This window comes from Mesorhizobium sp. WSM4815, assembly GCF_055811575.1.
The window spans coordinates 1-26,266 of the sequence record NZ_JBVVQS010000067.1 but is presented as its reverse complement, the minus strand read 5'-3'; the positions used below and the strand labels follow the sequence as shown (position 1 = coordinate 26,266).

Annotated in this window: 24 protein-coding genes and 1 tRNA gene; 8 read left to right on the top strand and 17 right to left on the bottom strand. The window is 62.9% G+C overall.

All coding sequences use genetic code 11. The features are described from left to right. Positions 1-37: 37 nt before the first annotated feature. From AC0L2B_RS01570 to AC0L2B_RS01525, 10 genes are all read right to left on the bottom strand, one after another. Positions 38-2,776, bottom strand: coding sequence for a DUF2339 domain-containing protein (locus AC0L2B_RS01570; RefSeq protein WP_473743891.1), 2,739 nt, complete (start codon positions 2,774-2,776; stop codon positions 38-40). Positions 2,777-2,839: 63 nt separating this feature from the next. Continuing rightward, positions 2,840-3,358: a PaaI family thioesterase gene (locus AC0L2B_RS01565; RefSeq protein ID WP_473743889.1), complete on the bottom strand. Its 519-nt coding sequence runs from the start codon at positions 3,356-3,358 to the stop codon at positions 2,840-2,842. After that, the gene (recO, locus tag AC0L2B_RS01560) at positions 3,355-4,116 is read right to left on the bottom strand and encodes a DNA repair protein RecO (protein WP_473743887.1); all 762 of its coding nucleotides are present in this window, start codon (positions 4,114-4,116) and stop codon (positions 3,355-3,357) included. Before recO ends, AC0L2B_RS01565 begins: the two co-directional genes overlap by 4 nt. 41 nt (positions 4,117-4,157) lie before the next feature. After that, positions 4,158-5,081 (bottom strand): aminoglycoside phosphotransferase family protein, encoded by a 924-nt coding sequence (locus AC0L2B_RS01555; RefSeq protein ID WP_473743886.1) that lies wholly within the window; start codon positions 5,079-5,081, stop codon positions 4,158-4,160. 42 nt (positions 5,082-5,123) lie between these two features. Beyond that, the gene (era, locus tag AC0L2B_RS01550) at positions 5,124-6,059 is read right to left on the bottom strand and encodes a GTPase Era (protein ID WP_473743884.1); all 936 of its coding nucleotides are present in this window, start codon (positions 6,057-6,059) and stop codon (positions 5,124-5,126) included. Next, complete coding sequence (gene rnc, locus AC0L2B_RS01545; protein ID WP_128170822.1) at positions 6,056-6,781, bottom strand: ribonuclease III; 726 nt, start codon at positions 6,779-6,781, stop codon at positions 6,056-6,058. Before rnc ends, era begins: the two co-directional genes overlap by 4 nt. Positions 6,782-6,784: 3 nt before the next feature. Continuing rightward, positions 6,785-7,534: a signal peptidase I gene (gene lepB, locus AC0L2B_RS01540; RefSeq protein ID WP_287064369.1), complete on the bottom strand. Its 750-nt coding sequence runs from the start codon at positions 7,532-7,534 to the stop codon at positions 6,785-6,787. An 89-nt stretch (positions 7,535-7,623) separates the two neighbouring features. Beyond that, complete coding sequence (gene acpS / locus AC0L2B_RS01535) at positions 7,624-8,025, bottom strand: holo-ACP synthase (protein WP_023800765.1); 402 nt, start codon at positions 8,023-8,025, stop codon at positions 7,624-7,626. 364 nt (positions 8,026-8,389) lie between these two features. Next, positions 8,390-8,959: a putative glycolipid-binding domain-containing protein gene (locus AC0L2B_RS01530; RefSeq protein ID WP_473743881.1), complete on the bottom strand. Its 570-nt coding sequence runs from the start codon at positions 8,957-8,959 to the stop codon at positions 8,390-8,392. A gap of 3 nt (positions 8,960-8,962) precedes the next feature. Beyond that, positions 8,963-9,508, bottom strand: a complete 546-nt coding sequence (locus tag AC0L2B_RS01525) for a DUF417 family protein (RefSeq protein WP_473743879.1) — start codon at positions 9,506-9,508, stop codon at positions 8,963-8,965. Positions 9,509-9,591: 83 nt separating this feature from the next. Here AC0L2B_RS01525 and AC0L2B_RS01520 point away from each other — a divergent pair, with 83 nt between their 5' ends. Then, positions 9,592-10,095, top strand: coding sequence for a MarR family winged helix-turn-helix transcriptional regulator (locus AC0L2B_RS01520; protein WP_023800768.1), 504 nt, complete (start codon positions 9,592-9,594; stop codon positions 10,093-10,095). Positions 10,096-10,118: 23 nt separating this feature from the next. Here the strand turns inward: AC0L2B_RS01520 and pyrE are convergent, their stop codons facing one another. The 3 genes from pyrE to rpoZ form a co-directional block, all read right to left on the bottom strand. After that, positions 10,119-10,697: an orotate phosphoribosyltransferase gene (gene pyrE / locus AC0L2B_RS01515; RefSeq protein ID WP_473743877.1), complete on the bottom strand. Its 579-nt coding sequence runs from the start codon at positions 10,695-10,697 to the stop codon at positions 10,119-10,121. Between the two features lie 144 nt (positions 10,698-10,841). Then, on the bottom strand, positions 10,842-13,070 hold the full coding sequence (locus AC0L2B_RS01510; protein WP_473743876.1) for a RelA/SpoT family protein: 2,229 nt from the start codon (positions 13,068-13,070) through the stop codon (positions 10,842-10,844). Positions 13,071-13,181: 111 nt separating this feature from the next. Then, positions 13,182-13,583, bottom strand: a complete 402-nt coding sequence (gene rpoZ, locus AC0L2B_RS01505) for a DNA-directed RNA polymerase subunit omega (RefSeq protein ID WP_023800772.1) — start codon at positions 13,581-13,583, stop codon at positions 13,182-13,184. Between the two features lie 320 nt (positions 13,584-13,903). Between rpoZ and AC0L2B_RS01500 the strand changes: the two genes are divergently transcribed. Together AC0L2B_RS01500 and AC0L2B_RS01495 are read left to right on the top strand one after the other, a co-directional pair. After that, a complete protein-coding gene (locus AC0L2B_RS01500) occupies positions 13,904-14,485 on the top strand; it encodes a LabA-like NYN domain-containing protein (RefSeq protein WP_023800773.1) in 582 nt (193 codons plus the stop codon). Next, entirely contained in the window at positions 14,482-15,159 is a 678-nt protein-coding gene (locus tag AC0L2B_RS01495) for a uracil-DNA glycosylase (protein WP_473743873.1), read from the top strand. The genes AC0L2B_RS01500 and AC0L2B_RS01495 overlap by 4 nt, the downstream gene beginning before the upstream one ends. Here the strand turns inward: AC0L2B_RS01495 and AC0L2B_RS01490 are convergent. The 3 genes from AC0L2B_RS01490 to dapA form a co-directional block, all read right to left on the bottom strand. Next, positions 15,128-15,871, bottom strand: a complete 744-nt coding sequence (locus AC0L2B_RS01490; protein WP_473743871.1) for a glycoside hydrolase family 25 protein — start codon at positions 15,869-15,871, stop codon at positions 15,128-15,130. The two genes, AC0L2B_RS01495 and AC0L2B_RS01490, sit on opposite strands and share 32 nt — an antisense overlap. A gap of 118 nt (positions 15,872-15,989) precedes the next feature. Next, a complete protein-coding gene (gene smpB / locus AC0L2B_RS01485) occupies positions 15,990-16,469 on the bottom strand; it encodes an SsrA-binding protein SmpB (RefSeq protein ID WP_128172698.1) in 480 nt (159 codons plus the stop codon). 246 nt (positions 16,470-16,715) lie between these two features. Then, positions 16,716-17,597 (bottom strand): 4-hydroxy-tetrahydrodipicolinate synthase, encoded by an 882-nt coding sequence (gene dapA / locus AC0L2B_RS01480; protein ID WP_473743869.1) that lies wholly within the window; start codon positions 17,595-17,597, stop codon positions 16,716-16,718. A 333-nt stretch (positions 17,598-17,930) separates the two neighbouring features. Here dapA and AC0L2B_RS01475 point away from each other — a divergent pair, with 333 nt between their 5' ends. From AC0L2B_RS01475 to AC0L2B_RS01460, 4 genes are all read left to right on the top strand, one after another. Beyond that, positions 17,931-19,985: a lytic transglycosylase domain-containing protein gene (locus tag AC0L2B_RS01475; RefSeq protein WP_473743867.1), complete on the top strand. Its 2,055-nt coding sequence runs from the start codon at positions 17,931-17,933 to the stop codon at positions 19,983-19,985. 231 nt (positions 19,986-20,216) lie between these two features. Then, positions 20,217-21,125, top strand: a complete 909-nt coding sequence (locus tag AC0L2B_RS01470) for an alpha/beta fold hydrolase (RefSeq protein ID WP_473743865.1) — start codon at positions 20,217-20,219, stop codon at positions 21,123-21,125. A gap of 52 nt (positions 21,126-21,177) precedes the next feature. Next, positions 21,178-21,268, top strand: a tRNA-Ser gene (locus AC0L2B_RS01465). A 415-nt stretch (positions 21,269-21,683) separates the two neighbouring features. Beyond that, positions 21,684-22,898 carry a porin gene (locus AC0L2B_RS01460; protein ID WP_473611447.1) on the top strand — a complete coding sequence of 405 codons (1,215 nt, stop codon included), beginning with the start codon at positions 21,684-21,686 and terminating at the stop codon, positions 22,896-22,898. Positions 22,899-23,229: 331 nt separating this feature from the next. Here AC0L2B_RS01460 and AC0L2B_RS01455 read toward each other — a convergent pair whose 3' ends face one another. Then, positions 23,230-24,909 carry a tetratricopeptide repeat-containing sulfotransferase family protein gene (locus AC0L2B_RS01455; protein ID WP_473743863.1) on the bottom strand — a complete coding sequence of 560 codons (1,680 nt, stop codon included), beginning with the start codon at positions 24,907-24,909 and terminating at the stop codon, positions 23,230-23,232. 156 nt (positions 24,910-25,065) lie between these two features. Between AC0L2B_RS01455 and AC0L2B_RS01450 the strand changes: the two genes are divergently transcribed. After that, a complete protein-coding gene (locus tag AC0L2B_RS01450; RefSeq protein WP_473743861.1) occupies positions 25,066-26,178 on the top strand; it encodes a pyridoxal phosphate-dependent aminotransferase in 1,113 nt (370 codons plus the stop codon). The last annotated feature ends 88 nt before the right edge of the window (positions 26,179-26,266 follow it).

Sequence of the window (26,266 nt, the reverse complement as noted above, 5' to 3'; positions counted from 1 at the left end):
CTATTCCATTTTATTGGACATTCAAACAGACGATCCCTTAGGTTCCTCTCGCCGCTCTTGTCAGCAGTCGCTGATAAAACAGGCCGATGCCGATCAGCACCGCGCCGAGGCCGATGAAGGACAGCGCCCTCAGTACGCCTTCCAGTTCCGACATGTCGAAGAGGAACACCTTCAAGACAGCGACCGAGATCAGGGCGGCCGACGCAACGCGCAGCACCTGCGACTTCAGCCAGACGCCGGCGGTTAGCAGCGCCACGCCGATGATCAGCCACAGCGCGGAATAGGTGTAGGTCTCGAGCTGGCCGAGGCCGCTCCACAGGCCGATGAACTCGCCCTTGAATAGCCGCCGCACCGATAGCGTCGCATAGACGAAGGCGAGCAGCGCCGCCACCAGCGCCAGCATCGCGGCATACCATTTCGGCCGCTTGTCACGTGCGTAAAGCGCGAGCCCCCCGGCAGCGAGGGCCGGCAAGAGATAGGCGAGGAACAGCAGGTTGAACACCGGGATCCGGCCAGTCGATTCGTCGGTAAACAGCGGGTTCAGCGCCACAAAATGCTGGATGACGATGAAGGCGACCGAGACGACGCCCGCGGCAAGCGAACCATAGCGCTGCACCAAGCTTGGCGAGCGCATGTCGACGGCGACCAGGATGGCGCCGGCGCCGATGGCGATCAGCGTGTAGATCGCCTGCTCGGCGAGCGTCGCAGCACCCATGTCGATGACGCCGCCATGCATGGCATGGCGCACCAATATGGCAACCGTGAGCACAGCAAACAGTGCTGCGCCCGCTTCCATGGCGAGGCGTGGCCGGCCGTTTGTGGTGCGGGCGAGTTGCCAGGCGGCGAAGCCGAAGGCAAGCGCCGGCACGCCGTAGCCCGGCAGCAGCCAGTTGAACACCGGCGTCCTCGACAGGAATTCAGCACCGACGATTGTCGGATCGAAGGCGATGCGGCCGAGCACCGCGATGACCGCAGCGACCGAAATCCAGCCGAGCGCCGGGTAGGCGCGCCAGCGGGTGGCCAGCGCCGGCACGATGGCCGCGGCACCCAGAAGCATGGTCGTCCAGCCGGACCCAAAGGCCATGTAGAGCATCAGCAAGGCAGCGACTGCTGCCCCGCCAAGCGCGAACGAGACGGCCGCACCGCCCTGCAGCGGCGGCTGTTCACCGCGCGCAATCCACTCGCCGCCGGTGGCGAAGACCCCCACCAGAATGGCTGCAACCGCCGCGTAGGCAAGATCGCGGTCGAGATTGCCGAAGGTGAACCAGAGCGCCAACAGAATGACCAGCGGTGCGACAACGCCCCATGCCGCCCATGAGGCGGCGCGGACGTGAGCCGATGCAGCAAATTTGCGCGCTGCCCAGAAGCCGGCTGCGATGAACACAAGTCCGAGAACGATGCCGATCCTGAGCATCAGCGTATCGGCAACTGCCGCCGGCAGGCCATCGCTGCCGAGAGCGCCACCTGAAAAGTCTGAAACGACAGAGGTTGGCGGAATGATGCCGAGATAGACCAGAACCGTCGCCAGCCCTGCGGCGTGCAGAAGCGCCAGCGCCAGCGGCCGGTAGAGCGCCACCGCGACCAGGGCTGCGATAAGGGCTGCTCCCGGCAGAGCATCGCCGGCAGCGTATGCGGGGTCGACGAACAGCGCCATCGCCGAAAGGCCGACGAAGAAGCCAGGCGCGACCGATGGCCAGTCGAAGCCACTGGCGGGTCCTGCTTCGCCACCGCGACGGCCGAGCCAGACGAGGGCGAGCACGGCCAGGGTCACCGCGTTGATAAAGAGGATGACAGGCAGGTTGGTGCCCGGCGCATCGGTCATGTAAAGAATGGTCCACAGGCCGGTGCCAACGAACGCTGCCGCCATCAGCAATTTCCAGTCGCGCAGGCGGGCGATCACGCCAGTAGCGGCGAGCACAATCGCCAAATAGCCGAACAGCGCCCAAAGATTCGGCGCCTGCGAGGCGACCAACATGGGCGTCACCACCGCGCCGAGCAGGCCGACGCCGGCCAGCGCCTGGCCATGGACGAGGGCTGCTGCGATCGTCGCCACACCGATGGCGCCGAGCAGCGTGAAGGCGAGCGCCGGCCCGATGAAGCCGTAGACGCCATGCGCGGCATAAACCGTGCCGAACAGGATGAAAGCACCGGCCGCCGTCAGGATCGCCGGAATATAGGCGCCGGCGACTCCCTGCACCGGCACCTTGAAGCCGGTACGGCGGATGAACTCGCCGACGGCGACCAGCACCAGCCCGAGCATTGCTGCCATGCTCAGCCGCACGCCGGGACCGAAAATGCCGGCCTCGATGGTGTAGCGGATCAGAAACAGCCCGCCCAGCGCTAGCGCGATGCCGCCGACCCAGACCGCCCAGCGGGTGCCGAGCGCCGTTTCAATGTCGGGTTTTTGGGCCGCTTTCGCCGTCGCTGCGGCCGGTGGCGCAGGTGCAGGCCCAGCCGGCGCCGCTTCACCCGCAGCCCACGGTCCGGATGCAGCCTCTCCGGCTTCAACCTGCGTGGGCGGCTTTTCCTCAGCCTCGCCCGCCGCCGATGGCGGGGCAATGTCGGTGACGGCCGCAACTGCCGCGTCTGCCGGCATGCTGTCGTTTGCGGGCTGTTCTACCGGCTTGGCCTGCGGCGGGCCAACATGGACGCCCGAAAGCACGAGGCTGCGCAGCGCACCAAGTTCGCGCTCGATCAGGCCGATGCGGCTCTGCTGGCGCCAGATAATGACGAACAGCGCGATGATCGCGACGAGGCCGATCAGGCTTTCGAACATGCCGGTTCCCCCAAACCAAGCCAGTAGTGACCGACAAATACGGCGGCCAGACGGCCAGCCGAGTCAGCCCGCCGCCAGATTGGCGGCCGGAAAGATCGAGCATGTTTCAGTGCCGAACGCCAGCAGCTTGCCATTGGCATCCTTCAGCGTTGCTTCCGAAACCGCCAGTGTGCGGCCCCTGTGCACCACTTTGCCCTCGCACACCACTTCGCCGGTCTTCGGCGTGATCGGCCGCGTCAGGTTCACCTTGAACTCCGCCGTGGTATAGGCCTCGCCCTTTTCGAGCAGCGTCTGCACCGCGCAGGCAAGAGCCGAATCCAGCAGCGTCGCAGCCCAGCCGCCATGCACACCGCCCAGCGGATTGAGATAGCGCTCGTTTGGCATGCCGCGGAACACCGCGCGTCCTTCCGACACTTCGGTCAGGTCGAAACTGAGCTGGAAGGAAATCGGTGGCGCCGGGTATTTGTTGTCGATGATGCGCTGGAGCAATTCCAGGCCGGTATACTCGAGAATGTCGCCGTGCGGAATGGTGCCGAGGCCGAGCGGCGACACCCGGCCGGGATAGAGTTCCACTTCGCTCATGTAATGGTTTCTCCGGCGACCACCTTGCCCGCCGCGTGGTGCTTGCGCAAGGCGGCGAGGAAGCCGGTGCGGGCACCGGGCGCCTCGATACCGCGCGGCTCGTAGACATGGCGGGCAAAAAAGAAGCCGGTCAGCCGGAAGGCGTCCTCGATCGCCGCCGGATCGGCGCGCAGCCCGGAGCCGCGCTGCAGGAATGCGGGGAGCACCAGCATCTTGTCGCGCCATGGCGCGCCGGCCTGGCGCGACACGGCGCGCCCGGACTTCGGCGAGACATAGGCAAGGTCCTGCCTGGCGCCGGTCGCGGCACACTGGCTGAGATCGAGGCCGAAGCCGAGTTCGTCGAGAATCAGCAATTCGAAACGCGCCACTAGTTCGCCGGCGGCGTCCGCATCGTCGAGATGGGCGATCATCACGGCCAGCGTCTCGTAGAGGCCGTCATGCGCGTCGCGCTCGGGCAGCAGGCGCAGATGCGCCGCCATGGTCTGCAGCCCATAGATGGCGACGGCGCTGTCCATCAGCCGGGCGGCGTTCATCTCGATCGCCTCGGCCTGGAAGGTGCCAAGATGTTCGTCGAGCCGCGCCCGCCACAACAGGTCGACGCGGTTGCCGGGCTGCAGAACCGGCTGCTGCTTGCGCGAGCGGCCGCCGCGCACAAGACCGAGGTGGCGGCCGTGCGCACGCGTCATGACCTCAAGAATGGCGCTGGTTTCGCCATGCTTGCGGGTGCCGAGAATAATTCCCTCGTCGCGCCATTCCATGAACGCAGCTTGTCACCGCTTCGGTGGCGAAATCAAGTTTTTCAGGCGCTGTGTCGGTGCCCTCCGCGGCGATCCGCGCGGAGGTGATCGGCAAGCACTTCATCGATCACGCGTCGCGACTTTTCAACCTCGATTGGATTGATGTCTATATGGCCGGCGACCGTAATCAGCGCTTTCCATAACGTCCAGCCACGGCCCCGCGCCCAGGTAGCCTCATCGGCCTGAAGACCGGCGCGAAACACCTCTCGGCTTTTTCCTTCGAAGAGCGTCCACGCAATCGCCAAATCGCACGAGGGATCGCCGACGCCCGAAGTCCCGAAGTCGATCACGGCGCTCAAGCCGCCTTGCCTGACCAACAGGTTTCCCCAACTGACGTCACCGTGGAACCAGACGGGCGCGCCGTGCCATGTCGCGGCAAGCGCTGCTTCCCACACCGCACTCGCGGCGACCGTGTCGATCCTGCCGTCGAGGGCTGCAATTGCTTGCCGGGTCTCACCGTCGTAGACGCTCAGTGGTCCGCCGCGAAAAAAGTTGTGCTGCCCTGGCGCCGGTCCACCGGCGGGATCGACCCGTTGCAGGGCGACCAGGAATTGCGCCAGGCCGGCCGCGAATTGCGGCAGGCTGGCAATACGCTCCAGCGTCGCCGTCTCGCCCTCGATCCAGCGGTAGACGGACCAATGCCAGGGATACTCGTCGGCCGGGGCTCCCATCGCCAGCGGGACAGGGACAGGCAGCGGCAGCAGAGGCGCAAGCCTTGGCAGCCAGCGATGTTCCTTTTCGACCTGCAAGGCATAGGCGGCCGCACTCGGCAGCCTCACCAGCATATGGTCTCCGAGATGAAAAGTCCTGTTGTCCCATCCGCCTGATGCAACCGGCCGGACAGCAAGATCCTTCCATCGAGGAAATTGCGTGGCGACCAACCGGCTCACGAGGGCTGTGTCGATAGTGACTTCTTGTTCAAGCATGATCTTTTGCGAAAACCGGGTCCCACTTTTCGGGACCATGCTCTAATGCGGAAACTCCAGCCCCATCTCGCGATAGCGCTCGGGGTCGTCGCCCCAGTTCTCGCGCACCTTGACGAACAGGAAAAGATGCACCTTCTGTTCGAGGATACCGGATATCTCCATGCGTGCCGCCTGGCCGATGGCACGGATCGTCTCGCCCTTGTGCCCGAGCACGATCTTCTTCTGGCTGTCACGTTCGACATAGATGGTCTGGTCGATGCGCACCGAGCCGTCCTTCTTCTCTTCCCATTTCTCGGTCTCGATATGGGAGGAATAGGGCAGTTCCTGATGCAGCCTGAGATAGAGCTTTTCGCGGGTGATCTCGGCCGCCAGCTGACGCATCGGCAGGTCGGAGATCTGGTCTTCCGGGTAATACCAGGGGCCGGCAGGCAGGGTTTCCGAGAGATAGTCGAGCACGTCCTTGCAGCCCGACCCGGTTAGCGCCGAGACCATGAAGGTGCGCTTGAACGGCACTCTTTCATTCGCTGCCGCGGACAGGGCCAGCAGCGCCTCGGGCTTGACCCGGTCGACCTTGTTGAGGATCAGCACCATCGGCTGGCGGACATCCTTCAGCCGTTCGAGGATCGCGTCGGCGTCGCCCCTGATGCCGCGCTCGGCGTCGATCAGCAGCAGCACGATGTCGGCGTCCTTGGCGCCGCCCCAGGCGGTCGTCACCATCGCCGTGTCCAACCGCCGCTTCGGCTTGAAGATGCCCGGCGTGTCGACGAAGACGATCTGTGCGTTATTGTGGATGGCGATGCCGCGCACGATGGCGCGCGTCGTCTGCACCTTGTGGGTGACGATCGACACCTTGGCGCCGACCAGTTGGTTGACCAGCGTCGATTTCCCCGCATTGGGCGCGCCGATCAACGCGACGAAGCCAGAATGCGTGGTGGCGGCTTCTGTTGCCGGCGGCGGGACGTCTTCGGTGGCGGTCATGCCGCGCTCCCCTTGTTTAGCCAGACGCCTTCGCGCAACAGCAGTGCGGTCGCGGCGGCTTGCTCGGCCTCGCGCTTGGAGCGCCCGCTGCCGCTCGCCGGCGGATAGGCGCCGACCTTGACGCTGACGGTGAACAGCGGATCGTGGTCCGGTCCCTCGCGGCTGTCAATTATGTAGACCGGCACGGCGCCTGCCGCCTGATGCGCCCATTCCTGCAGTTCGGTCTTGGCATCGCGGCGGGCGGCACCGATGGCCTGCGAGCGCGGCCGCCAGTATTTATGGATGAAGGCGCGGGCCGCCTCCAGCCCGCCGTCGAGATAGAGCACGGCGATCAGCGATTCCAGCGCATCAGCCCGCAGATTGACGCGTTTGCGCCCGTCCAGGCCGCGTACGTCCGAGCCGGCACGGATCAGCTCCGGCAGGCCGATCTCCTCGGCGATGTCCGCCAGCACCTCGGCATTGACCAGCGCGTTGAGCCGGAGCGACAGCTCACCTTCGGCAGCGTCAGGATACGCCGCCAGCAGCATGTCGGCGACGACCAGGCCGAGGACGCGGTCGCCCAGGAATTCGAAACGCTCATAGTCAATGCCGGCATGGCTGCTGCGGGCGCTGGCATGGGTCAGCGCGCGCTGCAAGCGCAGTCGATCGGCAAAGGCGTGGCCGGTGCGCTCCATGAGCGCTTCGGCGAGCGCGTCGACGGTCAGCCGTTTTGTCGCCACCATGACCTATTTGACGAAATGGAGCAGGCGCGACGCGCGCATCTGCGACGGCCATTTCCAGATTTCGAGCGGGCTGGCGCTGCCACCGATCGAGAAGAAGATGAGGTTGGCGCGACCGACCAGGTTCTCGTCGGGCACGAAACCGACGGTGAAGCGGCTGTCCGAGGAATTGTCTCTGTTGTCGCCCATCATGAAATAGTGGCCGGGCGGCACGTCGAACTCCTGGGTGTTGTCACCGATCGAGTTGGGTATCAGGTCGAGCGTGTCATAGCTGACGCCATTCGGCAATGTCTCGCGATAGACGTCGACCGGCCCGCTCTCCTCGGTGATGTCGCGATTGTCGATCTGCCCGACCTTCTGGCGCTGCACGCCGACGCCGTTGATGAAGAGCTGGCCATCCTTGACCTGGATCTTGTCGCCCGGCAGGCCGACGACGCGCTTGATGTAGTCGACGGAGGGGTCCGGCGGGAACTTGAACACCGCCACGTCGCCGCGCTTCGGCTCGGCGCCCCAGATGCGGCCCGAAAACAGGTCCGGCCCGAACGGCAGCGAATAGCGCGAGAAGCCATAGGACCATTTGGTGACGAAGAGATAGTCGCCTTCGAGCAAGGTCGGCCGCATCGACCCGGACGGTATAGAAAATGGCTGGAAAAGAAGCGTGCGGATGACCAGAGCGAGCAACAGCGCCTGGACGATGACGCTGACGGTTTCGCCAAGCCCGCCGGATTTCTTCTGGGATTTTTCAGCCACGCTCATGTCGTCCTCGATTATGCGTTGGTTGGTATAGAGTCTCGGCGCGCGCTGGGCAACGTCATGCCGGTGGTCAGATGCGATCAATATGGCGCTTATTCGACGGGCATCGCCTCGATTATCACAAAGGCTTGAGCAAGCGGAAAATCATCGGTGATGGTGAGGTGGATCGCCGCTCTGTGCCCTTCAGGCAGGATCTTGTCCAACTGCGCCGCCGCCCCGCCGGTCAACGCCATGGTCGGCTTGCCGCTAGCCAGATTGACGACGCCCATGTCGCGCCAGAACACCCCTTGCGCCATACCGGTGCCCAGCGCCTTGGCGCACGCCTCCTTGGCAGCAAAACGCTTGGCATAAGAGGCGGCGCGGGCGCCGCGGTTTTCGGAGCGGGCCTGTTCGACCTCGGTGTAGATACGCTGGATGAAGCGCTGGCCATGGCGCTCCAACGATTTTTCGATGCGTCTGATATCGATCAGGTCGCTGCCGATGCCAATGATCATTGAGCGGGAACTTCCCGTCCGGCCGTTCCAGCTCTGTTCGTCAGGCGCATGGAGCGCGAGAAAGAGCGGCATGGCCATACGTAGGTGCGCACCCGCTCGAGAAGACCATCAGGCTTGCGGCGTCGAAAAAGCACTCTGTCCCTGTCCTGATCCAATACGCCGGCCCCGGCCACCCGGTAGCGGGTCTTCAAGCACGCCGGAAGGCAATCAAGGCTTCGATATAGCGACACCCAAGTCCCAAGACAACGAATCGCTGCCGCGATGGTCTGCCACAGGAGGTAACCAAATGCGACGGGTTCGCCTTGCCCCGAAGCAGCAAGTTGCATGGATGTCAGCTTGCGAGCGCCAAGCTTCAGCCGCAATCCTATAGTGCGCGGCCGGCGTTGCCGGTCTCGAAAACCCAGCCGTCGGGGTAATCCTCGGCAAAGCCAGCCTCGGGAATGAGCAGCGTAGCACGGTATGGCACTGTGGGAGCCTCGTAGATGTACTCGGTCTCACTCACACGATGGTAGGTTTGCGGCAGAACAACCAAACTCGACACGCCAGCCACCAGCCAGGCCACCGGAAAATCCGCCTTGTCGCCGACCTTCAGGTTCATTCTGCGAATTTGTTGCAGGTTCGTCGCCGGCGTAAAGCTGTAGTCCAGGTCCACCATCGACTGAACCGCCGGCTGCCGCTGCCCATTGACAGTCCAGCCGGTCTCGTTGCGGATGATTGTGAGATCAACTGACTGGGAACCGATGAACCCGCGAACGCTGCCGGATTTGGTCGTCCAATCTTCGGCCAGTTGCACAGTGTATTCCAAGCGTGCCGGGCCCGCATCCGACAGGTATACAGCGGCTCCATTGAGGAGCCAGCCGAGATCTGTCTGCTTTAGCTGCACGACATCGTGCCCTGGTTCGTCCGTCCTGCGCCAGATAGCGAGTAGAGACATCTTTCACCTCTCGATGCGTTGTTCATCACCACGATCAATTTTTCGGCCGAGGTCGGATACGAGTTGCTGAAGGCTGCTCCCCAATATGACCAGGCTCACTCCGAGCAAGGCGACATCCTTGATCAGAAAGGCACCTAACCCGTTGAGGAAAGGAAACCCTCCGGATCCCGTTTCCCAGATCGGCAGGGTGAGCATTGTCGAGGATGTCAGCGCAAAGATGACTGAACCGATGGCACCCCCCACGAGGCCAGCCCAGACGCTGCGGACAGATGCTATCAGCAGAAGCGCTGTGACCAGTTCGACCACGCCCAGGAAATAGGAGGCTCCCGCAAATCCGAATGCGGGATAGAGCCATGCCAGCCAAGGCGTATTCTCGACGAATGGCCTAAGCGCCTCGATCTCGATTGCAGTAAATTTCAAAATGCCGATCAACAGCAGAGGGAGCACCACCCCCAAAAGGGTTACCGCGCGACCGACGGCAGCAAGGTGGTAGCCAGCTTGATTGATGCGCGCCACGAACGGAGCGTTGGCGGCTGCAGAGGTAAACATGGCCTTCTCCTTTCGATTTGTATGCTCCAAGCATATAATAGTTCGACCTTGATGTATATGCTCCGAGCATATATTTTTTGGCGATGACCGATTCCAGGATTGAAAATGTGATTGGCGCTCTAGCGCTCGCCTTTGCGGACATTTTGCAGCGGGACGCTCAGGCCAAAGCACCGGAGCCCGGCCCAGCGGCTTCCGCGATCACCCTCATTGGTCACGTACCGGGCCTGTCGATCGAGAGGCTGCGCCGCGCATTGTCACTGTCCCATTCGGGCACCGTCAGACTGGTCGATCGACTGGTCGCGGAGGGATTGGCGGCTCGGTTCTCGGCGCCTGACGACCATCGCGCGGTAGCGCTAAGGCTCACTCCTTTGGGCGAGACGACCTGCAGTGCTATTCTTTCTGCTCGCCAGAAAGGGCTCGCGTCAGCGCTCGCTGTTCTAAGTCAGGAGGAGCTGCAGGAATTCGGTAACCTTGCCGCCAAGCTGTTGCGTGGGCTCGTCAGCACCGAGGACCATGCATACCGTATTTGCCGGCTCTGCAACTATACCGCTTGCCTCGACTGCCCTGTGGAAGCGGAGCTGGCCTGAGCTGTGGCTTTGGGCGACATGCCTTATATGTTGCGGCTGCCCGGCTTGACAGGCGGTATGGCGGCAAGCTCGGGCGGCAGCCTGTCGGCCGGGTAGGCCGGAACCTCATATTCGGCTAGCGCGATCAGCGGCACGCCGACATCGGTCTTGCCGGCCGAGCGGTCGATGATGCAGGCAGCGGCAACCACCTCGGCGCCAAGCGCGCGCAGGCAGTCGATGGTCTCGCGGATCGACAGGCCGGTGGTGACGATGTCCTCGACGATGACGACGCGCGACCCGCTGGCGATCTCGAAGCGGCGGAGCCTGAACTCGCCCCCTTCCCGCTCGACCCAGATCGCCGGTGCGCCAAGATGGCGCGAGGTCTCGTAAGCCGGGATCAGCCCGCCGATCGCCGGGCCGACGACGTAATCGATCCTGCCGGACACAGCAGCGCGGATTTTTTCGGCCAGCGCCTTGCACAGGCGCTCGGTCTTGTCGGCATGCATGAAGACCCGCGCCTTCTGCAGGAAGATCGGACTACGCAAGCCCGAAGTCAGGATGAAATGCCCCTCGAGAACGGCACCGGCCTCACGGAAAACGCCCAGCACTTCGTCGGTGTTCATTGTTCGCTCCGTGTGGATGGTGGTGAATGGTGAATGGTGAATGGTCAGTAGTCAGTAGTTGGCGGTCGGCAGTGAGAGCACCTTTCTTTCACTATTCACTATTCACTATTCACTATTCACTATTCACTATTCACTATTCACTATTCACCCATTCACGCGCCGTGCGTCGCTGACGCTCGAATTGTCCTTGAGCTGCGACAGCAGCCGGTTCAGGTGCTTCAGGTCCCAGACTTCGAGATCGATCAGCATTTCGGTGAAATCAGGCGCGGTGCGCACCATCGACAATGTATGGATGTTGGCATCGTTGGATGCAACGACCTGCGCAATGTCGGCCAGTGAGCCCGGCGCGTTGATGGCGGTGACCGAGACGCGCGCCGGAAACCGCTCCTTGGTGCGCTCGTCTATGTCCCAGCGCACGTCGACCCAGCGTTCTGGCTGGTCGTCGAAGGCCTGCAGCGCCGGCGACTGGATCGGATAGATGGTGATGCCGGTCCCCGGCTGCACGATGCCGACGATGCGGTCGCCGGGCACAGCACCTTCCGGCGCGAAGCGCACCGGCAGGTCGCCGCGCACGCCGCGGATCGGTACGGCGCCGTCCCTTGGCTGGTCCTTGTCCTTGCGTGCGGCGCGGCCCGGAATCTGGAACAGCATGCCGGCGGCGTTGCGGATCTTCGACCAGCCCTCCTCGCGCTGCTTGGGCGCCGCCAGCGTGATGCGCTCGTCCTTGTAGTCGGGAAACACCGCCTTGATGACATCGGTGGAGGCAAGTTCGCCGCGGCCGACAGAGGCCAGCACATCCTCGATGTCCTTTCGTGCCAGCCGATGCAGCACCGATTTCAAGCTTTCCTTGGTAAAAATCTTGCCTGACCGTTCGAAGGCGCGTTCCAGTATGCGGATGCCGAGACCCGAATACTGCTTGCGGATGGCATTCTTGGTGGCGCGGCGGATCGCCGAGCGCGCCTTGCCGGTGACGACGACCGATTCCCACGCCGCCGGCGGCACCTGCGCCTTGGAGCGGATGATCTCGACCTCGTCGCCATTCTTCAGCTCGGTCATCAGCGGCATGATGCGGCCGTTGACCTTGGCCCCGACGCAGGTATCACCGACATCGGTGTGCACCGCATAGGCGAAGTCGATCGGCGTGGCTCCGCGCGGCAGCGCGATCAGCATTCCCTTGGGCGTGAAGCAGAACACCTGGTCCTGGAACAGCTCGAGCTTGGTGTTTTCGAGGAAGTCCTCGGGATTGTCGCCTTCGGCTAGCTGCTCGATGGTGCGCCGCAGCCAGGCATAGGCGTTGGTCTCCTTCGAGATCGCGTGGGCGGTGCCGTTCACCTTGCCGCCGCTGTCCTTGTAGATCGAATGTGCGGCAACGCCATATTCGGCGATCTTGTTCATCTGATAGGTGCGGATCTGCAGCTCGACGCGCTGCCGCGACGGTCCGACGATGGTGGTGTGGATCGAACGGTAGTCGTTCTGCTTCGGCGTCGAGATGTAGTCCTTGAAGCGGCCGGGCACCATCGACCACGTCGTGTGGATGGCGCCGAGCGCCCGGTAGCAGTCCTCGACGGTATCGACGACGACGCGAAAGCCGAAAATGTCGGACAGCTGCTCGAAGGACAGCGCCTTGGCCTCCATCTTGCGGAACACCGACCACGGCTTCTTCTGGCGGCTCTTGACCTCGGCCTTGATCGCATATTTGTCGAACAGCGTGGATAGCGCCTTCTCGATCTCGGACAGCACATCCTTGTTGCGCTCGAAGATTTCGGCGAGCCGCGCGGTGACGGCGCGGTAGGCTTCGGGATTGATGAAGCGAAAGGCGATCTCCTCGAGCTCCTCGCGCATGCCTTGCATGCCCATGCGCCCGGCCAGCGGCGCATAGATATCCATCGTTTCCTCGGCGATGCGCAGACGCTTGGCTTCGGGGACATGGTCGAGCGTGCGCATGTTGTGCAAGCGGTCGGCAAGCTTGACCAGTAGCACGCGAACGTCTTCCGATATCGCCAGCAAGAGCTTGCGCAGGTTTTCCGCCTGCTCGGCCTTCTTGGAAACGAGGTCGAGTTTCTTCAGCTTGGTCAGGCCTTCGACCAGCTTGCCCATTTCCGGACCGAACAGCTCGTCGATCTCGGCCCTGGTCGCCGTGGTGTCCTCGATCGTATCGTGCAGCAAGGCAACCGCGATGGTCGCCTCATCCATGTGCATTTCGGTGAGGATGGCGGCGACTTCGAGCGGATGCGAGAAATAGGGATCGCCGGAGGCGCGCTTCTGGTGACCATGCTTCTGCATGGCGTAGACATAGGCCTTGTTGAGCAGCGCCTCGTTGACGTCAGGCTTGTAGCGCTGGACGCGCTCGACAAGCTCATACTGACGCATCATGGGCGGGATCTCGCAGTGCTGAAATGAATCATGCGCCGCACTGGCGTACGGCGCATGTCATAGATAACCACGAAACCGCCGGCGCGAAAGTGTCGGCGGCCGGTGGGAAGATTAATAATCGTCGCTTTTTTCCGGCGGCACCAGACCTTCGATGCCGGCCAGGAGGTCTTCCTCGGTCATGCGGTCGAAGGTGATGTTGTCCTCGGTGTCGTCGGCGTCGGTTGCCGCAGCGGCGGTACCGGTCTGGTCGGCGATCGCCTCGCCGTCGGCTTCCGGCTCGTCGACCTCGACATGCTTCTGCAGCGAGTGGATCAGGTCTTCCTTGAGGTCGTCGGGCGACAATGTCTCCTCGGCGATCTCGCGCAGCGCGATGACCGGATTCTTGTCGTTGTCACGAGGAACGGTGATCTGCGCGCCCTGGCTGATCTGACGGGCGCGGTGGCCGGCCAGAAGCACGAGCTCGAAGCGGTTGTTGACCTTGTCGATGCAATCTTCAACGGTTACGCGGGCCATGAGCTGCCCCTTTCATGCCTGGATTTGATGGAAAACAGGCGCGGTCCATAACCCGAACGCCGCCAAAATACAAGCTTTTTGGCAGTGCCGGACAATGCCGGGCCTGGGGGCCTGGGCCCGGGGTCTGGCCAAGGCCAGTCTGGGCGCGCGCCGCCTGCGACATGCGGCACCGATCACAATTGCTTGCTATGCAGCATCATACCCTTGGATTGCCGTAAAACCGGCGTTATCTCGAATGACGAAGGTCAGCCGGTTATTTCAAGCCGACCGATAGTCACGCGCATTTAGACGACCGCTTATTTTCGAAAAGGAATATTTCCATGTTCGACCCTCGTGAAAAAATCGCTCTTTTCATCGACGGTGCCAATCTTTACGCCACCTCGCGTGCGCTCGGCTTCGACATCGACTACCGCAGGCTTTTGTCAAACTTCCAGAAGCGCGGCTACCTGCTGCGTGCCTACTACTACACCGCGCTGGTCGAGGATCAGGAATATTCCTCGATCCGGCCGCTGATCGATTGGCTCGACTATAACGGCTTCAAGGTGGTGACCAAGCCGGCCAAGGAGTTCACCGACTCGACCGGCCGCCGCAAGATCAAGGGCAATATGGACATCGAGCTGACCGTCGATGCGCTGGAACTCGCCGATGTCGTCGACCACTATGTCATCTTTTCCGGCGACGGCGATTTCCGCACGCTGGTCGAGGCGCTGCAGCGGCGCGGGCGCAAGGTCTCGATCGTCTCGACCATGGCTTCGCAGCCGCCGATGATTTCCGACGATCTGCGCCGCCAGGCCGATCATTTCATCGACCTGATTACCTTGAAGAGCGATGTCGGCCGCGATCCGTCCGAGCGGCCGGTGCGCCGGCCCGAACCGGCCGAAGTCGACGAGGACGAGTATTGACGGCGGCGGTCTTGACCGCTCCCCTGGTCGCGTCCTCCGAGCCCGACCGCGATTGCCCGCTCTGCCCGCGGCTGCATGATTTTATCGCGCAATGGCGGCAGCGCGAGCCGTCCTGGTTCAATGCACCAGTGCCGAGCTTTCTGCCACCCGAGGGCGAGGATGCGGTGCGGCTGCTGATCGTCGGACTGGCGCCGGGCCTGCGCGGCGCAAACCGCACCGGACGCCCCTTCACCGGCGATTTTGCCGGCGACCTGCTCTACAACACGCTGATCGCACACGGCTTTGCCCGTGGCCAATTCAAGGCGCGGGCCGATGACGGGCTGGAGCTTGTCGGCACGGCGATTACCAATGCAGTTCGCTGCGTGCCGCCGGACAACAAGCCGGCCGGCGCCGAGATTGCCACCTGCCGGACGTTCCTGGTGCCGACGATCGCGCGGTTCAAGAACCTGCGCGCCGTGCTGGCGCTGGGCTCGATCGCGCACCAGTCGACCGTGCGGGCGCTCGGCCAGCGTGTCGCCGCTTATCCGTTCAAGCATGGCGGGCAGCAGCAAACCAATGGCGTGACGCTGTTTTCCAGCTATCATTGCTCGCGCTACAACACCAACACCGGCGTGCTGACGGAAGCAATGTTCGTCAACGTCTTCAGGGAAATAGCGGCGTTTCTGGAGAGATAGATTCGGGCGGTGACGCAAACAGCTCGGCCAATTTCTCCGGCCCGCCCTGAAGCACATTCAGATCGACATCGCCGGTGATGCCGTCGACGCGACCGCTGTCGTGATACTGCCAATAGATCCAGTCGTCATGACCTGGCTGCAGCGCCAGCGAACGAACCCAGCGCCGGCGGCCGACGATCTGGCCGGCATAGGCCCGTGCCGCGTCGTCGGTCACGTAGAGGATCGCCGTCTTGCCGGAAGCTGCCTCGACAGGGCCGAGGAAAGCCGAGAGTTCAACGCTCAATTCTTCGGGCGATGGCCGCCGCGGGCAATTGCCGACGAATTCGATATCCACCACCGGCGGCAGCAGCGTTTGATCGCGCGGCACGACGGAGATGAAATTCTTCGCCTGATCGGCGCCAGGCCTGCAGAAGGTGAAGAAATGATAGGCGCCGACCGCCAGACCAGCCGCACGCGCCTCACGCAGATTGGCGGCGAAGGCATCGTCGACATGGTCGCCGCCTTCAGTTGCCTTGATGATGGCGAAGGCGACATCGTCGGCGGCAACACGCCGCCAGTCGATCTGTCGCTGGTGATGGGAAACGTCGATGCCCCTGACCGGATATTTGCCGCGGTCCGGAGAGAACGGCTGGAAGTAGAAATAGCCGGCGGCCGTGACAAGGCACGCCAGGATCAGGCTGGCCGCACCCCAAAAGACAATCCGGTACCTCATCCGGTTCTTCAAAAGAGGCCTATCCCTGTTGAACCGCCCTGCCCTCCGCTATGGCTCCGGGCGTTCGTCGCTCGAAAAGCCAAATCGTTGGCTTTTCGTCCGCTTCGCGGACCGCTCCTCACCCACGCTCCTTCAGCAGCCGGCCCTTTTCGCGCGACCAGTCGCGCTGCTTTTCGGTTTCGCGCTTGTCGTGCAGTTTCTTGCCGCGGCCGACGGCGAGCAAAAGCTTCGCCCTGCCTTTTTCATTGAAATAGATTTTTAGCGGCACCAGCGTCATGCCTTCGCGATCGACGCTCTGCGACAGCTTGGCCATCTCGCGCTTGTTGAGCAGGAGTTTGCGGCGCCGGCGTGGCTCGTGGTTGAAGCGGTTGGCCTGCAGATATTCCGGCAAATAGGAGTTGATCAGCCAGATCTCGCCGCCCTCGACCGAGGCGTAGCTGTCCTGGATGTTGGCCTGGCCCTGGCGCAGCGACTTCACCTCGGTGCCGGTCAGCACCAGGCCGGCCTCGATCGTGTCGAGCACCTCATAGGAAAACCGCGCCTTGCGGTTTTCCGCAACGGTCTTGTTGTTGGGATCGGCTTTTCTGACCTGGTTCATGACGTCTAGAGTCCGTTTCGAAACTCGCTCCTGCGAGTCAGATGATGGTGGCACTAGAGCGCCGCGCGTTTTTCAAACGCGCAAAGGACGCTCTAGAAGCCTGAGCTTGCGCATGGTCCTTTCCGAAAGCGAACGCTTTCGGGGCCATGCGCGAACCGGAGCGGAGCGTACATATAGTACGTGAGCACCGGAAGCGCAGGTGACGCCTTCAGTTGGCCGCAGGAGTAGAGTTTCCAAACGGGCTCGCTAGTTAATCAAGCCGGCGTGCTTCATGGCCGCATCGATCTTTTCGGCGGTCGACTGCTCGATGGTGACCAGCGGCGAACGCAGCACGTTCTCGACCTTGCCGAGCTTCGACAGCGCATATTTCGCGCCGGACACGCCGGGTTCCAGGAAAATCGCCTTGTGCAGCGGCAGCAGGCGGTCCTGCAAGTCCAGCGCCTTGGCGCTGTCGCCGGAAAGCGTCGCCTCCTGGAATTCGGCGCACAGCCGCGGCGCGACATTCGCCGTCACCGAGATGCAGCCGACGCCGCCATGGGCGTTGAAACCGAGTGCCGAGGCGTCCTCGCCGGAAAGCTGGATGAAATCCTTGCCACAGGTGGCACGCTGCTCGGAAACCCGCTCGACCTTGCCGGTGGCGTCCTTGACGCCGACGATGTTCTTGAAGTCATGCACCAGCTGGCCCATCGTCTCGGGCATCATGTCGATCACCGAGCGCGGCGGAATGTTGTAGATGATGATCGGCAGGCTGGTCGCTTTGGCGACGGCAGCGAAATGCGCATAGAGGCCGCGCTGCGTCGGCCGGTTGTAGTAGGGCGTGACGACGAGTGCCGCGTCGGCGCCCGCCTTCTCGGCATATTGCACCAGGCCAACCGCCTCCTCGGTATTGTTGGAGCCGGCGCCGGCGACGACCGGAACGCGGCCCTTTGCCACCTCGACGCACACTTTGACGACGTGGCGGTGCTCGTCATGCGACAGCGTCGGCGACTCGCCGGTGGTGCCGACCGGAACCACGCCGGTCGTGCCTTCAGCGATCTGCCAGGCGATGAAGGCGCGAAACGCTTTCTCGTCGAAACGGCCGCTCTTTTCGAACGGTGTCACGAGCGCGGTAAGCGAGCCTCTCAGCATGTCGTCCAACTCCTTGGGGCTGGCGCACGAGCCCGAAAATCGGAGCCGATTCACGGAAAGATCATGCGCCAAATTTAAAGTGCCACAGCGTGCTTTGCGCATCCGAGATGACGCGCGGCGCTGCAGGTGTTTTGTCGTGCGCGCCTTCTAGCCGAAAGCGAAGCGGCGCACCATAGTCTCGACATTGTTGCGCGGCAAGCATGACAAGAATGCCAGCAAGCGCAATTTGAACGACTTCGATAGCCCCGTTTACAGGCTCTTCACCACAGCCAACTAGGCTTCAGTTGATCTGTGCCTGTTGGTGATTGTGCAAGACAGGAAATGATGAAGACGATGCCGACCCGGCAGCCTCATTTTTTCGCGCTGCTTGGCGCAATTCTCCTGTTGACGCCGACCCTTGTGGCCGCCGGCAAGGTCGATGCACAGGTCACGTCGACCATTCCGAAGCCAAACCTGCTGGATACCGGCCTGCAGGGTCCGGAATCCCCTCCCGCCAGCGTCGCCAGGTTGAAGAGCGGCCTCGATGCGCTGGCGGCAAACGACATTGCCGGTGCGCGCCAGGTGCGCGACGCCCTGCCGGTCAATTCGCTCGACCAGCACATCCTTGCGTGGGCGATCGCGCTCTATGGCGGCGACAAGGTGCCAAGCGGCGACATCGCCGATGCTGCGAAAATGCTGCCGAACTGGCCGGGCATGATCGCCTTGCGCAAGAACAGCGAGCGCGCGCTCTACCGCGAGAACCCCGCGCCTGAGATCGTGGTGCAGGCTTTCGGCGGCAGCCAGCCGCAAACAGCCGAGGGCGTGGTGATTCTCGCCCGCTCCTATGTCTCGCAGGGCAACGTCGAGGCGGCGCGCTCGGTGCTGTCGCCTTTCTGGCGCACCGAAAAACTGCAAGCCAGGGACGAGGCGGCGATCATCCAGGAATTCGGCAAGCTGATCCCCGCAGCCGACCACCGATTCCGCATGGAGCGCATGTTTTATGCCGACCGGGTCAGTTCGGCGCTGCGCATCGCCGGCCTTGCCGGCGCCCGGCAACTGGCCGACGCCTGGGCCGCGGCGGACAAGGGCGACAAGAATGCGGGCGACAAGAACGCGGCCAGACTGCTGAAGGCGGTGCCCGCCGCGCAGCGTTCGGCCGGCTATCTCTTCGCCCAAGCCCAATATCTGCGCAAGCAGCGGAAGTTTTCCGACGCCGCCGCAATGGTGATGAAGGCGCCGAGCGACCGCAACGCTCTGATCGACCCGGATGCCTGGTGGGCCGAGCGCCGGGTGCTTTCGCGCGAACTGGTCGACCAGGGCGACATGAAGACCGCCTACAGGATAGTCGCCGCACACGCCGGCGAAACTGCTGCCAACGCGGCGGATGCGGAGTTTCATGCCGGCTGGTACGCGCTGCGCGGCCTCAACGATCCCGCCACCGCTGCCAAGCATTTTGAGCGGATCGCCGGTCTCGCGCAGGGGCCGATATCGCTGTCGCGCGCCTACTATTGGCTCGGCCGTGCCGCCGAAGCCGGCGGCCCCGGCAGCGCCAGGGATTATTTTAGCCGTGCCGCCGCCTACGGCACGACGTTCTACGGCCAGCTCGCCGGTGAGCGCGTCGGCCGGCAGGTCCTCAACATCGCCCATCCGCAGCCGAGCGCCAGCGATCACCGGAATTTTTCCAGCCGCGAGGCGGTCAGCGCCATCAGGCGACTGCAGCAGGCGGGCTATCAGCGCTACGCCGACACGCTTTACCGCGACCTCGCCGGACAGTTGAGCAGTCCCGGAGAGCTGGCGCTGCTGGCCGCGATGGCGGAAAAGCAGGGCAATCACTTCCTGGCGCTGAAGGTCGGCAAGATCGCCGGCGCGCGCGGCATCGATGTCGGGGCGCTTTCGCATCCGCTCGGCGTCATTCCCGAGACCGCCAATATTTCCGGCTCCGGCAAGGCGCTGGCCTATGCGATCGCCCGCCAGGAAAGCGAATTCAACATCGGCGCCGTCTCCAGCGCCGGCGCACGTGGCCTGCTGCAGCTGATGCCGGCGACCGCCAGGCAATTGGCTGACAAGGCCGGAATGACCTTCTCGCAGGCGCGGCTGACCACCGACGCCGGCTACAACGCGACCCTGGGCGCCGCCTTCCTCGGCGAGCAGCTCGGCCGCTTCGACGGCTCCTATGTGCTGACCTTCGCCGGCTACAATGCCGGCCCCGGCCGCGCCGCCCAGTGGGTGGCCAGATATGGCGACCCGCGCGGCAAGGACATCGACGCCGTCGTCGACTGGATCGAGCGGATTCCCTATACCGAAACAAGAAGTTACGTCCAGCGCGTGATGGAGAATTACGAAGTCTACAAGATGCGTATTTCCGGCAAGTACGACATTGTCGGGGACCTGGTGAACGGGCGGAGTTGATCTTTCCTTCTCCCCTTGTGGGAGAAGGTGGCCGAGCGAAGCTCGGTCGGATGAGGGGTGTTCCAGCTTGGCTCTACGCCACTCCGTCCAGCACCCTCAACCGTCTCGGCGCTTCGCGCCGATCCACCTTCTCCCACAAGGGGAGAAGGGGGAGCCTTCCGATTTGACCACCCCCGCCCTCGCCTGTAGCAGTCGAGACGATCCAACAACGGCGAGGAATCGAGTCCCAAAATGTCGAGCGGTTTTTCCGACTTCTTCTACGCCTCGCCGGACGGGCTTGAACTCCACGCCCGCATCTATGGCGAAGCGAATTCCGGCCACTGGCCGGTCGTCTGCCTGCCTGGCCTGACCCGCAATAGCCGCGATTTTCATGAGCTGGCGCTGCATCTGTCGCGGCGGGCGCAAACGCCGCGAAAAATCGTCGCTTTCGACTATCGCGGGCGCGGGCAATCCGCCTACGACCCCGATATCGGCCACTACAATATCGGCGTCGAAGCCGGTGACATCCTCGCCGGGTTGGCGGCGCTGGGCATCGACGAGGCTGGTTTCATCGGCACGTCACGCGGCGGGCTGATCATCCATGTGCTTGGCGTGATGCGGCCGGCAGTCCTGCGGGCTATCGTGCTCAACGATATCGGCCCGGTGCTCGAGGCCGGCGGTCTCGCCCATATCCGCTCCTATCTCGAGCGCGCGCCGAAGCCGAAAACCTACGCCGAGGCCGTCGGCGCCCAGCGCGGCGCGCATGGCAGCGACTTTCCTGCCCTGACCGAGGCTGATTGGGAGCGGATGGTAACGGCGCTCTACCGAGATACAGGTGGAGGATTATTGCCGGATTTCGACCCGAAGCTGGTCGAGACGCTGGCGGGACTCGACCTGACCCAGAAGCTGCCAGACATGTGGCCGCAGTTCGAGGCACTGGCGGCAATACCCTTGCTCGCCATCCGCGGCGCCAATTCGAAGCTGCTGTCCGCCGAGACCTTCGAACAGATGCGAAACCGTCATCCTTGTGTCGAGACGATCACCGTCGAAGGCCAGGGCCATGCGCCTTTCCTCGAGACCGGCGGCCTGCCCGGCGCCATCGCCGCTTTTCTGGACAGGACCGAGCAACGCTTCGCCGGGAGCCGGTTTTTTCAACGATAATGGGTCAGGCTTGTTGATTGTGCCGGCGCTTTTCTTTATCCACCAGCGCAACGGAGAGGTGGCCGAGTGGTCGAAGGCGCTCCCCTGCTAAGGGAGTAGAGGTCAAAAGCTTCTCGTGGGTTCGAATCCCATCCTCTCCGCCATCCCGCTTCGCGCTTCGCGCTCGCCGCTTTTCGCCATGCGGCGATTCTGCGGCAATGCCTTGGCCGGCGACTCACAGACATCGCCGCAATTGCGGCAGGCAATTGCCGGAATCGGCCGGATTGCAAGGGCTGGCCCAATGGGTCTCCAACCTGTCTCCGGCGGCGCAATGGTTAACGGGAGCTTTCCGAGTGAGGCCAAATCGTGTCATTTGTGCAACAAGGCAGGGTGATAGCGCCTGCACAGACCTTTCGCCGATGCGATGGTTGTTGAACGCCGCCGCCTCATGGGTAATGTCGGGTTCGAAGGAGCGGCGCGGTGCGCATCTTTTTCGGTAGTGGGGATGGGGCAGGGAACGCTGTCCTTCAGCAAAGAATACCCAGACCCGTTTTTTAACTTTTGACTGGAGGTCAGAAAATGAACATCAAGAGCCTTCTTCTTGGCTCCGCTGCGGCTCTGGTCGCAGTTTCCGGTGCGCGCGCCGCCGACGCCGTCGTCGTCGCCGAGCCGGAACCCGCTGAATACGTCCGCATCTGCGACGTCTACGGCGCTGGCTACTTCTACATCCCCGGCACCGAGACCTGCCTGCGCATCGGCGGCTATGTCCGCTACGACATCGGCGTCGGCGACGTCGGCTCGTTCGACGGTGCTGAGAACTTCGACGTCGAGGACGGCGACATCCAGGACACGTACTACAAGCAGGCCCGCTTTAACCTGAAGACCTGGACCGGCCAGGAAACTGAGCTCGGCACCTTGAAGACCTACACCGAGACCCGCTTCAACTTCGGCAACCGGAACCGGCACGTCAGCAGCACATACGTCCCCGGTCCCGATCCGGACGGCGCCGGTCCGCTGCCCGCGCTGCCAGGTGAGACTATCATTGTCGCTAACCCTGCCGAGAACAAAGGCATTTCGCTGAACTTCGCCTGGATCCAGCTCGGCGGCCTGCGCGTCGGTAAAGACGAATCGGCCTACGATACGTTCATCGGCTACGCCGGCAACGTCATCCAGGATACGCTGGTTCCCTACGGCGGTTTCGACACCAACGTCGTCCAGTACTACTTCGACGCCGGCAATGGCTTCTCGGCCGTGGTCTCGCTCGAACAAGGTTATGGCGACTTCACGATCGACAGCTATGTTCCGCATGTTGTCGGCGGCGTGAAGTGGACGCAGGGCTGGGGCGCCATCACCGGCGTCATTGCTTACGACGCCAACTACGAAGAAGTGGCCGGCAAGGTTCGCCTCGACGTCACCCCAATGGAGAACCTGTCGCTGTTCATCATGGCCGGCTACGGCACTGACGACAACTACGAGGATCCCGGCTTCGCAACACCCGTCGCCGGCGGCCGCGGCATGTACAAGCTGTGGAGCGGCAACTGGGCGGTCTGGGGCGGTGGCACCTACACCATCAACGAGAAGACCTCGTTCAACACCCAGATCTCGTATGACGAAGGCGAAAACCTCGGCATCGCTGCCAACATCGCCTATGACATCGTTCCGGGCCTGACGATCACGGCCGAAGTCGATTACCTGCACGCCGGCGACTTCGACGAGCCCGACTTCTCCAACTGGACCGGTGCGGACGACGAAGACAGCCTCGGCGGCATGCTCCGCTTCCAGCGCTCGTTCTAATTAGCAGCGTTTGACTGAACTCGAACCCGGCGGGCAACCGCCGGGTTTTTTTCGTGTCGGCGTGGCTGTCAAGGCCGGAATGCTTGGGGGCGCCGATACTCAGCCGACAACTGCGCAGAACGAAGTCAGCAGCGATCCTTCGCGCCCCCCTCTGTCCTGCCGGACAGGGCTCTTCCTTCTCCCCTGTGGGAGAAGGTGGATTGGCGCGCAGCGCCAAGACGGTTGAGGGGTGTTGGACGGAGTGCTGGCGATGCCAAGCTGGAGCACCCCTCATCCGACCGAGCGTCGCTCGGCCACCTTCTCCCACAAGGGGAGAAGGAGAGAGCCCCGGTCAAATCTCAGCAAGATCGCCCAGCGACTGTATCAGTGGCTGAATTTCGTTTTCATAATTCTTCCAGCGCTTGACCGACGATTTGTAGATCGGTTGGCGAACCTGCCAGCGGCTGGGCGTGTTGACCGAACCATCCCTGTCGAAAAAGCGCAGGCAGGCGTCATCCCAAGGCAGCCCGAGATAATCTATCAGGCGGCGCGACTGGGCTTCCTGGTCCTCAACCAACGTTTCATAGCGATTTTCGAAGATAAGGCCTGGAAAGACCTCGTTCCAGTGCCGCATCAGGCGGTCATACTCGCGATAGTACAGGCCTAGTGTATTCAGGTCGGTGTTGTAGCTGTGTGCCTCGCTGAAGTTGAGGACGAAGCAGGAGACGCAATTGTCGATGGCATCACGTCGGCAATGAATGATGCGTGCGTTGGGGAAGAGAAGGCCGATAAGGCCGATCAGTTCAAAATTGTGCGGCGTCTTGTCCACGACGCGAAGTGCGGCAGGCGCCCGCTCCCGCAAATAGGACAGATGCTCTTCGGCCAAGGTTCTGGACAGGTCTTCCGTGATCGAGGTGATCGGCTGGTTCAAATCACCAGCCGATGATGTCTTGAGCCCGATCGCATTAGCAACCCGACTCAGCTTGCTAAGCTCCCCTGCGCCATGAACGTCGGGATGGCTGGCGCAGATCTGCTCGGTGAGCGTCGTCCCCGAGCGGGGCATGCCAACCACGAACACAGGCGCTTCGGAAGGATTTCCATAGCCGACCCTGGCAGCCAAAAAGTCCGGCGTGACGGTTTCAATCATCGAATCGACCCACCCACGATACAGATCGATATCGAAGCTTTGGCCGGAGGCCTGTTTCGCCTTGTTGAAATGGTCGAATGCCTCGTCATAGCGCTTGAGGTCGTTCAGCACCTTGCCGGCGGCGTGATGGAGTTGCTGCGCGCCTTCCGAACCAAGTTTCGGATTACCGAGCTCACGAAGGATGGATTGGAGCTCCTCGGGCTCCTCGGTGAAGTTTCGCGTCTGTACAAGGTCGTTGTAGGCAGCCGGCACGCCAATACGACGTGCGATTGCTTGCTTCAGATAGGCGGCGGCTTCATCCATACGCCCCAGGCCGCTGAGCGCGCTGGCCAGCCCGGCTCGCACCTTGGGATGATCGCGGTTGATTTTCAGCGCCTTCTCGTAAAGCGGCAGAGCCATGTCGGGCTTGTCAAACGCCGTGTAAGTGCGCCCCAATGCACAAAGTGCTTCGATAAGGCCGGGCTGCAGTTCCAGGGCGTACTGCATATGCTTGATTGCTGGCGCATACTCGCTGACCTTCACATAGGCCTCGCCCAGGCTGAGGTGGTAGTAGGGGTTTTTAGGTTCCTCGCCGACCGCCCGTGCGAAATATCGCAAGGCCCGCTCATCGTCGTAACCCAGGTATATGGTCCCCAGGATGTACAAGGCGAGCGGATGGTTTGGCGTGCGCTCCAGAACCCGAAGGCATAGGTCCTGAGCCTCGTCGAGCCGCTTGGCCTGCTGAAAGGCATATGCCTGTTTCAGCAATGCGTCGTCGGCCTGCGCACGCGATTGGGCGCTTGCTTTCTGCGGGCTCACCAAAGGCTTCACTATCGGCCCCTTCACTTTTGGCGCGGGTCCGGGCTTGATGTGCTTTGACCAGGCAGGCGGGAGTCGATTGTTCATGATATCTCGCTAGCAAAAAGAAATATCTCGCTAGCAAAAAGAGCGGCGGGAATCCAGCATGCTGGTTGCAGCCAAGGCGGAGCTTGCGCGGCCACCTGTGCCGCGCTAGCAAGAAGGCACTTTTCGAGCGAGCCCCCTTTTTTAGCGAGACTTGCCATGCGCCAGCGCCCTCCCCTCACGCCGATCGTCAGCGCGCTTCCTTCGACGGTGCCGTTTGTCGGCCCGGAGGCGCAGGAGCGGGATCGCGGCCGCGCGTTTCGCGCCCGCATCGGCGCCAATGAGAGCAGTTTTGGCCCCTCGCCGCGCGTCATCGCCCGCATGGCCGGCATCGCCGGCGACATGTGGATGTATTGCGATCCAGACAATCACGATTTGAAGGTGACTGTTGCCGGGCATCTTGGCGTTGGCGTCGAAAACGTGGTGGTCGGCGAAGGCATAGACGGGTTGCTCAGCCTGGTGGCGCGCATGTATGTGGCATCGGGCGACGCGGTGGTCACCTCGCTCGGCGCCTATCCGACCTTCAATTTCCATATTGCCGGCGTCGGCGGCCGGCTGGTCGCGGTCCCCTACGAGAACGACCGGGAAAGCCTGGACGGCCTGTTGGCTGCGGTCACCAAGGACAAAGCGCCGCTGGTCTACCTGTCCAACCCGGACAATCCGATGGGCAGCTGGTGGGAGGCGGCGGAGCTCATCCGCTTCATCGAAGCCCTGCCGGAGACCACCATGCTGGTGCTCGACGAGGCCTATGGCGAATTGGGCCCCGCCTCGGCGCTGCCGCCGATCGATGTGTCGCGGCCGAACGTCATCCGCATGCGCACCTTCTCGAAAGCCTACGGGCTGGCCGGCATACGCTGCGGCTATGCGGTGGCCGACGCCCAGGTGATCCGTGATTTCGAGAAGATCCGCAACCACTACGGCGTCAGCCGCATGGCGCAGATCGCCGGCGTCGAGGCGCTGGCCGATCAGGACTATCTGCAAAGCGTGGTGGCGCGCGTCGCTTCCGGACGCCGGCGCATCGCCGGGATCGCCGAGGCCAATGGGCTGAAGCCGCTGCCCTCGGCGACCAATTTCGTCACCATGGACTGCGGCGGCGACGGCGCCTTCGCACTGAAGGTGCTGCAGGCGCTTTTGTCGCGCGATGTGTTCATCCGCAAGCCGATGGTGCCGGTGCTCGACCGTTGTATCAGGGTCAGCGTCGGCCTCGACCACGAGCTCGACATTTTTGCCGAGGAATTGCCGGGTGCACTGGCGGCAGCACGGGGAAACTGAATAGCGCACTTCCTTCTCCCCTTTGTTTGGACCGGAGACATCGCGAACAGGTGTGCGAGGACATCGCGAACAGTTTTGCGCATTGTGC